Source organism: Halomonas sp. LBP4 (genome assembly GCF_003202205.1).
Taxonomy (GTDB): Bacteria; Pseudomonadota; Gammaproteobacteria; order Pseudomonadales; family Halomonadaceae; genus Halomonas; species Halomonas flagellata.
In genome coordinates this window covers 22145-34317 of the sequence record NZ_PDOG01000007.1, presented here as the reverse complement: position 1 = coordinate 34317, position 12173 = coordinate 22145, and the positions used below count along the sequence as shown (strand labels likewise).

The window sequence follows — 12173 nt, the reverse complement described above, 5'->3', positions numbered from 1 at the left end:
TCCCCGGGTCGTCGGGCGGCACCGCCTCAGCGATCCCCCCGCTCCAGCACGCGGATGATCTCGGGCACCGCCAGCGCCTGGTCCTCGATGCCCGCGTAGAGGTCGCGCACGGCGCTGGCCACGCCGCGCGCCACGCCGAGCTCGTCGGTCATGGCATGATAGTAGCCGATGTCCTTGCTGGCATTGGCCACGCTGAAGCGGAAGCCGGAGGGGTCGCCGGCCTCGATGAAGGGGCGCAGCCGCTCGAACACCACGCCAGCGCCGCCCCCCTTGCCCAGCACGTCCAGCAGGGCGCCGTCGTCGATGCCGGCGCGCCGCGAGGCCACCGCCGCCTCGGCCAGCACCGCCGAGAAGCCCAGCGACACATAGTTGTGCAGCAGCTTCAGGGTATGCCCGGCGCCCACCGCCCCGGCGTGGGTGATGTGTTCGGCGAAGCTCTCGAGCAGCGGACGCAGCTCGGCGAAGAGCGCCTCCGGCGCCCCCACGATCAGGTTCAGTCGCCCCTCGGCCGCCTCCTTCGGGGTGCGGGTCATGGCCGCATCCATAAAGCGCCCCCCGGCCTCCTGTACCCGGGCCGCCACCCGTTCGGTCGAGCTGGGCAGCGCCGTGGAGCAGTCGACCACCACGCCGCCCTCGCCCAGCCCCTCCAGCACACCGCCGGGCTCGAACAGCACCGCCTCGACCTGGGGCGAGCCGGTCACGCAGAGGATGATCACCTCGGCATCCTCGGCTACCTCGCGCCCCGAGGCCTTCGACACGGCACCGGCGGCCAGCAGGTCCTCCACCGGCTGGTTGCCGGGGTGGTCCAGGAAACAGAGACGGTGGCCGGCAGCCAGGATGTTGCGGGCGATACCGTGGCCCATCAGGCCCACGCCGATCATGCCGACACGTCGGCTCCGCTCATTGGCAGGGTTCATCATTGACCTCCACTAGACAAGATAACGGTATAAATAGACGAGTCCCGGCACTCCAGCACCGGAAGGAATCAGGCGCCTCCTCGGCCGAGCGCAGCCACTTTTAGGGAAGCGCTGATTTATGTCGCGAGCGAGAGAGGCTGGTCGCCGCCGGAGCGCAAGAACCGGAGTTTACGCGGTGTTAAATGAGGATACTGAGCACCGCCGGCGGCCAGGATGTCGAGCGCAGCAATAAATCAGGGTTTCCTTAGCTCAGCCATGGCGAATCGCCACCGTCTTGATACGGGTATAGCCTCTCAGCCCCTCGAAGCCCTTCTCGCGGCCGTGACCGGAACGGCCGACCCCGCCGAAGGGCAGCTCGATGCCGCCGGCGGCGCCGTAGTTGTTGACGAACACCTGGCCACTGCGGATGCCCTTGGCCAGGCGCAGTTGCCGCCCGCCGTCACGGGTCCAGACCCCGGCACACAGGCCGAAGTCGGTGGCATTGGCCAGCGCCAGGGCCTCGGCCTCGTCGGCGAAGACCTGCACCGCCAGCACCGGGCCGAACAGCTCCTCGTGCAGCACCTCGTGGCCGGCGGGGATATCGGCCAGCACCCGCGGCACCACGAAGTGCCCGCCGGCGGGCGCCGTGTCGGCCAGCCGGCCCCGGGCCGCCACCCGGATACCGTCGGCCTGGGCTCGCTCCAGCCGCGCCTCGAGCTGCGCCTTCTGGCGGGCATTGATCAGCGGGCCGCAGTCGGCGTCGGCCTCGCCGGCATCGCAGCGCAGCGCCGAGAAGCGCTCGGCGAGCCGCGCCAGCACCGCTTCGGCGCAGTCACGCTGCACCAGCAGGCGGCTACCCGCGGAGCAGGTCTGGCCGGCGTTCTGGATGATGCCGCGCACCACCGCCTCCAGGGCCGTGTCCAGGTCGGCATCGGCGAACAGCAGCTGGGGCGACTTGCCGCCCAGCTCCATGGTCACCGGCACATGGTGCTCCGCCGCCGCCCGGGCGACCCGGGTGCCGGTCTCGGGCGAGCCGGTGAAGGAGAGATGCTGGATCCCCGGGTGCGCCGCCAGCGCCGCCCCCGCCTCGCTGCCCAGGCCCGGCACCACGTTGAGCACGCCGGGCGGCAGGCCGTGCGCCACGGCCAGCTCGGCCAGGCGCAGCACGCTCAGGCAGGCATCCTCGGCGGGCTTGAGCACCACCGTATTGCCCGCCGCCAGCGCCGCCGCCACGCAGCGGCCGAAGATCTGCGCCGGGTAGTTCCAGGGAATGATCTGGGCGCAGACCCCGTAGGGCTCGCGCAGGGTCATCACCGCGAAGTCGTTGTCGAAGGGAAGGGTCTCGCCGTGCAGCTTGTCCGCGGCCCCGCCATAGAAGCGGAAGTAGCGGGCACAGGCGGTGATATCGCCGCGGGCCTGGGTCATCGGCTTGCCGGTGTCCGCACACTCCAGGGCGGCGAGCCGGTCGTGATCGGCCTCGATGGCTGTGGCGAAGGCCAGCAACCACTCGCTGCGTCGGCGCGCGGGCCAGCTCGCCCAGTCGCCGAGCCGGCCGGCAAAGGCCCGGCCGGCGGCACCGACGGCGTCATCGACCTCTTCGGGCCGGCAGCGGGCGATGCGGGTGATGGACTCCCCACATGACGGGGCCTCCACCTCCAGGGTCGCCTGGGTCGCGACCCACTCGCCGCCGATCAGTGCCTGGCTCGGCGGCATCTCGGGTAGGGATTGCATAGTGTCTTTCCTTGTCATTGTCATCAGTAGAGCAGGTCGACCAGCCCCAGCGAGATCCAGGGCATATAGGTGATCGCCATCAGACAGGCCAGGATCACCAGCACGAAGCGAAGCAGCCAGGGGAGCATCTGATCGATGGAGATCTTGGCCACCGCGCAGGCGGCGAAGAGATTGACGCCCAGCGGGGGCGTAATCATCCCCAGGGCCAGGTTGACCACCATCACGAGTCCGAAGTGCACCGGCTGGATACCGAACTGCATGGCGATGGGCGTGAGGATCGGCGCCAGCACCAGGATCGCCGCCGACGTCTCGATGAACATCCCCACCACCAGCAGCAGGCCGTTGACGGCCAGCAGGAAGGCCCAGGGGCTATCGAACACCGCGGTGACCCAGGCGGCGATCTCCCTGGGCAGGCCGGAGCGGCTGATCAGGAAGCTGAACAGCGCCGCCGCGGCGATGATCAGCATCACCGCCGCGGTGGAGATCACGCTCTGGCGCAGGATCGGCCCCAGGTCGACGAGCCGCAGCTCGCGGTAGAGCAGCCCGCCCACCGCCAGGGCGTAGAAGACCGCCACCGCCGAGGCCTCGGTGGGGGTGAAGACGCCGCCGTAGATGCCGCCGATCACCACCACCGGCATCAGCATGGCGGCCCAGGCGCGCCGGAAGGCGACGGTAAACTGCGTCCGATCCTCACGGTCCTGCAGGCCGTAGCCACGCACCTTGCAGAACAGGTAGAGGAACAGCAGCAGGGCCCCGGCGACCAGCACCCCGGGCCCGATGCCGGCGATGAACAGCTGGCCGATCGAGGTGTCGGTGCTGACCCCGAACAGGATCAGCGGGATCGACGGCGGGATCAGCACGCCGAGCTCCGCCGAGGAGGCCTGGATCGAGGCGGCCAGCGGACGCGGGTAGCCGTGGTTGACCATCGCCGGGATCAGGATGGCGCCGATGGCGAAGGTGGTGGCCACGCTGGACCCCGACACCGCGGCGAACATCATGCAGGTCAGCACGCAGGTCATCGCCAGGCCACCCTGCAGGCCACCGACGATGGACTTGGCGAGGTCCACCAGCCGCGCCGAGATGCCCCCGGCGGCCATCAGGTTACCGGCGAGGATGAAGAAGGGAATGGCCATCAGCGGGAAGTGATCGATGCCGATGAACACCTGCTGCGGCACCATCAGCAGCGGCAGGCGCGAGAAGAACTCGATGCCGATGATCGAGGCCAGCATGATCGAGATGGCGATGGGCACGCCCACCGCGAAGAGGATGATCAGCGAGAGGCCGATGACGAGGTTCATGGGCGGCCTCCCGGCTCATCGGTGAAAACGGCGTCGCCCTGCCCCATCGGCTGGGCCTCGCCATCGGGGGTGACGTCACTGTTCTCGGGGCCGAGTTGCTCCTGGCCCAGCGCCTGGGCGGCCAGCCGCGCCATCACCGCCAGCATGGCGAAGGCACTGCCCACGGGGATCGCCGCATAGGCCCAGGACATCGACACCTGCAGCGCCGAGAGGGTCTGGCCGCTGACGCGCAGTGTCATCTGGACGCCGTAGACCACCAGCACGCCCAGCACCAGCAGGCAGCAGGCGCCGACGGCGAACTCCAGGGCCAGCAGCCCACGCCGGGGGACCAGCTTGTAGATCAGCTCGACCGCCATCATGTAGCCACCGCGGAAGGTAGCGGCCGCCCCCATGAAGACACACCAGATCATGGTGGTGCGGGACAGCACCTCCGACCAGGTCGAGGGGGTGTTGAAGATGAAACGGGTCAGCACCTGATAGAAGCCCAGCGAGACCGACACGACCAGCATCGCCAGGGCGATCGCCATGGCCAGCCGGGTCGTCAGGTCTTCCAGGCGGAGAAACCGGGATACCATCGGGACGTCCTTTGTGGTGGTGGGGCACCCGGCCGGGCGGCCGGGTGCCGGGTCGGAGGATCAGCAGCTGCTGGCGCGGATGCGGTCGAGCATCTCGCTGCCGTACTGCTCGGTATATATCTCGTAGGCGGGCTCGACGGCCTGCTGGAAGGGCGCCGTGTCGACGTCGGTCTTGACGGTCATGCCCTTCTCGCGCAGCAGCTCGATGCCCTCCTCCTCCAGGCGGGACACCTCCTCGCGGGTGGCCTCGGCGGAGGCGCGGGCGGCCTCGTTGAACCACTCGCGTTGCTCCTCGCTCAGCCCGTCCAGCAGGATCGGCGAGCCGAGCACGGCGGCCGGCGAGTAGACGTGGCCGGTCAGCGAGAGGTGGTCCTGCACTTCCCAGAAGTTGGTGGCCACGATCACCGTGATGGGGTTCTCCTGGCCATCCACGGTGCCCTGCTGCAGGGCCGTGAAAAGCTCCGGGAAGGCCATCGGGGTGGGACTCGCGCCCAGCTGGCGGAAGGCCTCCTGGTGCACCTGGTTCTCCATGGTGCGCACCTTCAGCCCCTTGGCATCTTCGGGGGAATTCACCTCGCGCTGGCTGTTGGTCAGGTGGCGAAAGCCATTCTCGGACCAGGCCAGGCCGACCAGCTCATGCTCGCCCATCTTGGCGAGCAGGTCCTGGCCAACCTCGCCATCGAGCACGCAGCGCGCCTGGCCGTAATCCTCGAACAGGAACGGCAGGTCGAGCACGTAGGTCTCGGGCACGAAATTGCCCAGCGGGCCGGTGGAGGTGATCACCACGTCCACCGTGCCGATCTGCAGGCCCTCGATCATGGCGCGCTCGCCGCCCAGGGAACCGGATGGGTGCTCGTTGACGATGAACTCGCCGTCGGACAGCCGCTCCAGGGTCTCCTTGAAGGCATCGGCCCCCACCGAGTAGTGGGAGCTGTCCGACAGGGTGTGGCCGAGGGTGACCTCGGTGGCGGCCTGGGCATTGAGGGCCGTCATGGCGAGTGCGGCGGTCGTGGCACCGGTGATGGCCGTGGCCAGGGTACGGCGGGCGAAAGTGGCTTTCATTGTTGTCACCTCAGTTGGCATTGACACGCTTGGGAAGAATCCCGGGGTGCGTAGGCCCGGGATCAGGCACGTTCGTCCAGGAAGGCCTCGACGATCTCGTGGAAGTCCTTGTCGCTCTGGAAGCCCAGCCGGCGGGCTCGTTCATTGGTGAATCGCGCCGGCCAGCTGCCGACGATGGCCTCGATGCGCGCATCGGGCTCATGACGGACACGGGCCAGCGCCTCGTCGCCCGCCACCTCGCGCAACGCCTCGAGCATCTCGGCGACGCTCACGGTGATCCCCGGCAGCATGAAGGCCCGGAAGGGCCCCAGGGCCTCGCCGGGCACCTCGGCACCGTGGATCAGGGCGTCGACCACCCTGCCCGGCGACATCACGAACAGCTCCTGGTCGGTGGGCACCGGGCAGACGGCCTCCTCGCCGTTCAGCGGCTCGCGCAGGATGCTCGAGGCGAAGCTCGACGCCGCGGCATTGGGGCGGCCAGGGCGAATCACGATGGTCGGCAGGCGCAGCACCAGGCCATCGACCAGGCCGCGCCGGCTGTAGTCGTTGACCAGCAGCTCGCTCATGGCCTTCTGGGCGCCATAGGAGTTCTGGGGGTGCAGCGCGGTCATGTCGTCGAGCACGGCCGGCATCTCGCCGCCATAGGCCGCCACGGAGCTGGCCATGACCAGACGGGTCGCGGCGAGCCCGTGGGCGCGGCAGCCCTCGAGCAGCGCCCGGGTGGCGTCGAAGTTGACCCGCATGCCCAGGTCGAGGTCCGCCTCCGCCGCCGAGCTGACCACCGCCGCCAGGTGGTAGATGACGTCGGGCCGGGCCTCCAGCACCGGGTCCAGCGCCCCGGGGGCGCTGATGTCCCGCGCCAGGGACACCACCTCGACGCCCTCCCGATCGATGGCGGGCGGCTCGGTCTGGTCGACCAGCGTCAGGCGGCGGATCGCGACGCCCTTGAGCTCCCCGCGGTCGAGGAGTTGGTGCACGAGGCGCTGGCCGAGAAAGCCGGCCGCGCCGGTGATGACGATATGCATGGTGGTCTCGCTTCCTGTTGTCGTTGCTGTGTGCCGACGCCGCCGGGGCGGGCCTGGGTGTCCTTGCCCCTCCGCGGTGCCCTCCGCTTCCGGGGCGTGCCTGGGTGTCCTTACCCCTCCGGGGTCTGACCCCGTGCCCGACGGAAGTCCGTGACATCCGCCCCCTCGGCGACCTCGACCTCCCGGGGGTCAGACCCCCTGGGTGCCCTCCGCTGCCGTAGCCTCCAGGACCAGCCCCCGCAGGGGAAGGACGCCTCCCCTCACGGCCGCCGCCTCCGGGGTCAGCCCCCCGCAGGGGAAGGACGCCAACCCTGGCGGCTACCGCCCATGGGGTCTGACCCCGTGCCCGGCGAAAGCCGGCGACATCGGCCCTCCCCGGCGACCCCGCGTCCCGGGGGTCAGACCCCCGTGGGGGAAGGACGCCGACCCTGGCGGCTACCGTCTCCGGGGTCAGCCCCCCTGGGCGCCCTCCTCCTCGGGCCTTAGCCCATACGCCCGGCCCCAGCCGAGCCCCTCGCGGGTGCCGCCGGCCGGGCGGTACTCGCAGCCCACCCAGCCGTCGTAACCCAGCGCCGACAGGCGCTCGAAGATGGCCGGGTAGTGGACCTCGCCGACATCCGGCTCGTGGCGCCCCGGCACCCCGGCGACCTGCACATGGCCGATCCGCGCGAACTGCCGCTCCAGGTGCCGGATCAGGTCGCCCTCCATGATCTGGCAGTGATAGAGGTCGAACTGCAGTCGCAGGTTGTCGGCCCCCACCGCCTCCAGCACCGCCATGGCGTGCGCCTGGCGCGAGAGAAAGTAGCGCGGCATGTCGCGGGTGTTGATCGGCTCGATCAGCACCTCGCGGCCGACCTTGGCCGCCTCGGCGGCGGCGAAGCGCAGGTTGTCGATATAGGTCGCCTGATGCGCCGCGCGGGTCGCGGCATCGGCCCCCGCCGGCAGCAGCCCGGCCATGGCATGCACCCGCGGGCAGCCCAGCACCTCGGCGTAGCGCAGCGCCTCCACCACCGAGTCACGGAATTCCGCCTCGCGGCCGGGCAGGCTGGCGATGCCCCGCTCGCCCGCCGCCCAGTCGCCGGGCGGCAGATTGAACAGCACCTGCTCGAGGCCGGCATCATCCAGCGCCGCCCGCAGGGTCTCGGGGGCATGGGCGTAGGGGAACAGGTACTCGACCCCGCGGAAGCCGGCATCGGCCGCGGCCGCGAAGCGATCGAGGAAGTCGTGTTCGGTGAACAGCATGCTGAGGTTGGCGGCCAGTCGAATCATCGTCGGGTCCTGTTCGAATGGGGGTCAGTCGCGCGGGAAACGCGCCTCGAGTTCGGCGACTTGCTCGGGGGTCAGGGTGCGCGGGTTCTGGCCGCGCAGCAGCAGGTAGAGCCTGGCGGTCTCCTCGAGCTCCTCGGTGGCGTAGACCGCCGCTTCCAGCGACTTGCCGGCGACCACCGGGCCGTGGTTGGCCAGCAGCACCGCGCTGTGCTGGCCGGCCAGGCCGCTCACCGCATCGCCGAGGCTCGGGTCGCCGGGCACGTGGTAGGGCACCAGCGGCAGCCGGCCGACCCGCATCACGTAGTAGGCGGTCAGCGGCGGGATGCAGTCGCAGGGGTCGACCTCGGGCAGGCAGGAGACGGCGACGGAGTGGGTCGAGTGCAGGTGCACGATCGCCCCGGACTGCGGCCGCTGTTCGTACATCGCCGTGTGCAGGAAGCTCTCCTTGGTCGGCTTGTCGCCGTCGAGCAGTCGCCCGTCGCGATCGAGGCGCGAGATGCGCGCCGGATCGAGCCGTCCCAGGCAGGCATTGGTCGGCGTCATCAGCCAGCCGCCGTCGCCGGTGCGCACGCTAATGTTGCCGCTGGAGCCCATGGTCAGGCCGCGGTCGAACAGCGACTTGCCCAGGGTCGCGATCTGTTCGCGCAGGGCGTTCTCGTCATGCACGCTCATGGCGTTTCCTCCGTTGGCAGCACCTCGAAGGCACGGGTGAAGAAGTCCTCGCCGCCGAAGTTGCCGGACTTGAGCGCCAGCGACAGCGGCGCCGCTCGCCCCGGCAGCGGCGTCTGGGTCCAGGGCACGCCGGGGTCGATCTGCTCGCCGATGCGCAGCTGGCGGATGCCGAGCGCCGAGACCACCGCCCCGGAGCTCTCGCCGCCGGCCACCACCAGCCGCCCCACGCCCTCCTCCACCAGGGTGGCGGCCAGTTGGCCCAGCGCCTCCTCCACCAGGCGACCGGCGCGTTCCACGCCCAGCGCCGCCTGGGCCGCCTCGACCCGCTGCGGATCGGCGGAGGCGTAGACCAGCACCGGCCCGCCGGCGTCGAGCCGCTCCCGGGCGAAGGCCAGGGCCGCCGCCAGGTGATCGTCGCCCTCGGCCAGCGCCAGCGGGTCCAGGGCGAAGCCGGGATGACGCTCGAGGAAGTGCCGCACCTGGCCGAGGGTCGCCCGGGAACAGCTGCCCGACAGCACCAGGGCGCGGCCCGAGGCCGGCGCCAGGCGGCCGGGCTCGGCCACCTCGGCCAGCCAGCCGCGGCGGCGGTACTGCGCGGGAAGCGCCTGGCCCAGGCCGGAGCCCCCGGTGACCAGCGGCATGTCCACCACCGCCTCGGCCAGCACCTCGAGATCCGCTTCGTCCAGGGTGTCGCAGATCACATGGCGCACCCCCTGCTCCGCCAGCGCGTCGAGATGCCGGCGGGTCGCCTCAGCGCCACGGGCCAGCACCGGTCGCGCCGCCAGCCCCACCGGGTGGGGGGTCTGGCGCGACAGCACCCGCACCAGGTCGGCATCGCACATGGGGTTGAGCGGATGATCCTGCATGCCGCTGTCGTTGAGCAGCCGGTCACCGACGAAGAGATGGCCCTGGTAGACGGTGCGGCCGTTGACCGGGAAGGCCGGCACCATCACCGTCTGGCTTGCCCCCAGTCGCTCGATCAACGCATCGCTGACCGGGCCGATATTGCCGGCATCGGTGGAATCGAAGGTCGAGCAGTACTTGAAGAAGAGCTGCCGGGCGCCACGGGCCTGCAGCCACTCCAGCGCCGCCAGCGAATCGGCCACCGCCTGCTCCGCCGGGACGGAGCGCGACTTCAGCGCCACCACGATGGCGTCGACGTTTGCCAGTAGCTCGGCGTCCCGGGGCGACTGGGCGGCATCGGGCACGCCGATCGTCTGCACGCAGCGCATGCCGCCGCGCACCAGGTTGTTGGCGAGGTCGGTGGCCCCGGTGAAGTCATCGGCGATGGCGCCGAGCACGATGGCCATGGTCATGCCCCTCCGTCGTCGTTGGCCGCCTCGGGCAGGGGGATGCCGGAGAGCCGCTGGTAGACCTTGATCACCGCCGCGTCGTCCTCGCGACCGAAGCCGGCGCCCTTGGCCGCGGTGAACTGCTGCAGGGCACTGGCGGTCACCGGGGTCGGCATGGCCAGCTCGCGGCCGGTGTCGTGGACGATGTTGAGGTCCTTGACGAAGATGTCGACGGCGGACAGCGGCGTGTAGTCGCCCTTGAGGATGTGCGGCACCCGGTTCTCGAACATCCAGGAGTTGCCCGCCGAATGGGTGATCACCTCATAGACGGTGTCCGGATCCAGCCCCATGCGAATGCCCAGCGCCATGGCTTCCGCCGCGGTGGCGATATGCACGCCGGCCAGCAGCTGGTTGACCAGCTTCATGCTCGAGCCGATGCCGGCCTCGTCACCCAGGCGATAGACGGTGGCGGCCATGGCGTCGAGGGCGGGGGCGGCCTTGTCGAAGGCTGCCGGGGTGCCCGAGGCCATGACCGACAGCTGCCCGGCCCGCGCCTTGGCGGCCCCGCCGCTGATCGGCGCATCGAGCATCTCGAGCCCGGCCTCGGCCAGCCGCTCGCCGAACCGGCGCGCGATGCTGGGCGCCACCGTGGCGCACTGCAGGACCACGCGGCCCGGCGCGAGGGCGCCCACCAGGCCCTGGTCCCCGAACAGCACCTGCTCGACCTGATCGGCATTGACGACCACCAGGAGCACGATGTCGCAGTGCGTGGCCAGTTCCGCGGGGGTGGAAGCACAGCGCCCCCCCTCGGCCTCGAAGGCGTTGCGCGCCTGGGCAGACACATCACAGCCCGTCACCGCCAGGCCCTGCTCGAGCAGCGCGGTGGCCGTGCCCCTGCCCATGGCCCCTAGACCGATGACCCCGATGCGGGGCGTGCTTGCGGAAATGTCGCTCACCTGTCGATCTCCCGATGGTCGTGTGATTCGTTATGGTAGCGCTGTCATGTTAGCGCTAACATAGTTCTAAACGAGAGACTTCCCAGCAGCAAGCCTAGTGTGCAAGGATAAGACTAATGTCTAACCAACCCAACACCAGGACGCGGCGCCGTCGTGGCTCGGCCCAGCCGACCCTGAAGGAGGTCGCCGAGGCGGCGGGCGTTTCCTCCATCACCGCCTCACGTGCCCTGAACACGCCCGAGCGGGTCAGCGAGGCCGCCCGCGCCCGGGTGCTGCAGGCCGTGGAGCGGCTCGGCTATGTGCCCAACCTGGTGGCCGGCAGCCTGGCGTCGGCCAGCTCGCGCTTCATCGCGGTGATCGTGCCGTCGCTGGCCAATGCGGTCTTCATCGAGGTGATCCACGGGCTGCAGGAGACCTTCGAGGCCCAGGGCTACCAGATCCTGCTCGGCAACACCGACTACGACCCGCAGCGGGAGTACCAGCTGATCCGCACCTTCTTCGGCTGGTCCTGCTCGGCGCTGGTGACCGCCGGGCTGCGCCACAGCGGGCCCTGCCGCACCCTGCTCGAGGGCTGGGAGCAGCCGATCATGGAGGTGATGGAACTGGGCCAGGCGCTGGATCTCAACGTCGGCCTCGACCATCGCGACGCCGGCCGCTGCATGGCCCGCCACCTGCTCGAACGCGGCCACCGCGCCATCGTCTACGTCGGCGCCGGCATGGCCGACGACTACCGCGCCGGGTTACGCTATGACGGCCATCGCGAGGTCCTCGAGGGCCAGGGGCTCGCCGCGCCCTGCCTGGACATCGGCCGGCCGGGCGGGCTCGACGCCGGCGCCCGGGGGCTGGAACTCGCCCTCGAGCACCATCCCGGCATCGCCGCCATCCACTTCGCCAACGACGACCTGGCCACCGGCGCCCTCCTCCACGCCCAGCGCCGCGGCCTGCAGGTGCCCGGCCAGATCGCCATCGCCGGCTTCAACGGCCTGCCGCTGGGCCAGCACGTCACCCCGCGGCTGACCACCATCCAGTCCCCGCGCCACACCATCGGCCGGCTGGCCGCCGAGGAGGTGCTGCGCCGCCTCGCCGGCAAGGCAGTGCGCCGGCGCCAGCACGACGTCGGCTTCACCCTGCTCGAGGGCGAGAGCACCTGAGCCCATAACGTACGACGCCGCGGCAAATGCCGCGGCGCCGTGTCGATCCTGGCTGCCGGGGGAGATGTCTCAGGCTTCGTACGAAAAGTCGACGAGCGATAGCCAGACAAGGCAAAAACCGACGACAAATCGTCAGGACAGACGATTTGGGCAGCACCGCTGCTCGAAGAGCGAGCGACAGGGATGTCGCGAGTCCAAAGCGGAGTTTACGTGGTGTAAATGAGTACTTTGAGCCGGTTTTTAACG

At 70.2% G+C, this 12173-nt stretch carries 11 protein-coding genes; 1 reads left to right on the top strand and 10 read right to left on the bottom strand.

Features of this window, described 5'->3' with window-relative positions:
- Positions 1–26 precede the first annotated feature (26 nt).
- From CR157_RS18670 to ltnD, 10 genes are all read right to left on the bottom strand, one after another.
- Positions 27–917, bottom strand: coding sequence for an NAD(P)-dependent oxidoreductase (locus CR157_RS18670; protein ID WP_110285052.1), 891 nt, complete (start codon positions 915–917; stop codon positions 27–29).
- A gap of 249 nt (positions 918–1166) precedes the next feature.
- Entirely contained in the window at positions 1167–2627 is a 1461-nt protein-coding gene (locus CR157_RS18665; protein ID WP_219999976.1) for an aldehyde dehydrogenase family protein, read from the bottom strand.
- Positions 2628–2650: 23 nt separating this feature from the next.
- On the bottom strand, positions 2651–3925 hold the full coding sequence (locus CR157_RS18660; RefSeq protein WP_110285051.1) for a TRAP transporter large permease: 1275 nt from the start codon (positions 3923–3925) through the stop codon (positions 2651–2653).
- Positions 3922–4500 carry a TRAP transporter small permease gene (locus CR157_RS18655; protein ID WP_110285050.1) on the bottom strand — a complete coding sequence of 193 codons (579 nt, stop codon included), beginning with the start codon at positions 4498–4500 and terminating at the stop codon, positions 3922–3924. Before CR157_RS18655 ends, CR157_RS18660 begins: the two co-directional genes overlap by 4 nt.
- Positions 4501–4560: 60 nt before the next feature.
- Positions 4561–5562, bottom strand: coding sequence for a TRAP transporter substrate-binding protein (locus CR157_RS18650; protein WP_110285049.1), 1002 nt, complete (start codon positions 5560–5562; stop codon positions 4561–4563).
- A gap of 62 nt (positions 5563–5624) precedes the next feature.
- Positions 5625–6587 (bottom strand): D-erythronate dehydrogenase, encoded by a 963-nt coding sequence (denD, locus tag CR157_RS18645; RefSeq protein ID WP_110285048.1) that lies wholly within the window; start codon positions 6585–6587, stop codon positions 5625–5627.
- Between the two features lie 450 nt (positions 6588–7037).
- Positions 7038–7856: a 2-oxo-tetronate isomerase gene (gene otnI / locus CR157_RS18640; RefSeq protein ID WP_110285047.1), complete on the bottom strand. Its 819-nt coding sequence runs from the start codon at positions 7854–7856 to the stop codon at positions 7038–7040.
- A 24-nt stretch (positions 7857–7880) separates the two neighbouring features.
- On the bottom strand, positions 7881–8528 hold the full coding sequence (otnC, locus tag CR157_RS18635; protein WP_110285046.1) for a 3-oxo-tetronate 4-phosphate decarboxylase: 648 nt from the start codon (positions 8526–8528) through the stop codon (positions 7881–7883).
- On the bottom strand, positions 8525–9838 hold the full coding sequence (gene otnK, locus CR157_RS18630; protein ID WP_110285171.1) for a 3-oxo-tetronate kinase: 1314 nt from the start codon (positions 9836–9838) through the stop codon (positions 8525–8527). The genes otnC and otnK overlap by 4 nt, the downstream gene beginning before the upstream one ends.
- Positions 9839–9840: 2 nt before the next feature.
- Positions 9841–10767: an L-threonate dehydrogenase gene (gene ltnD, locus CR157_RS18625; RefSeq protein ID WP_258364237.1), complete on the bottom strand. Its 927-nt coding sequence runs from the start codon at positions 10765–10767 to the stop codon at positions 9841–9843.
- 125 nt (positions 10768–10892) lie between these two features.
- On the opposite strand from ltnD, the gene CR157_RS18620 reads away from it, so the two are divergent.
- Positions 10893–11927, top strand: coding sequence for a LacI family DNA-binding transcriptional regulator (locus tag CR157_RS18620; protein ID WP_110285045.1), 1035 nt, complete (start codon positions 10893–10895; stop codon positions 11925–11927).
- Positions 11928–12173 lie beyond the last annotated feature (246 nt).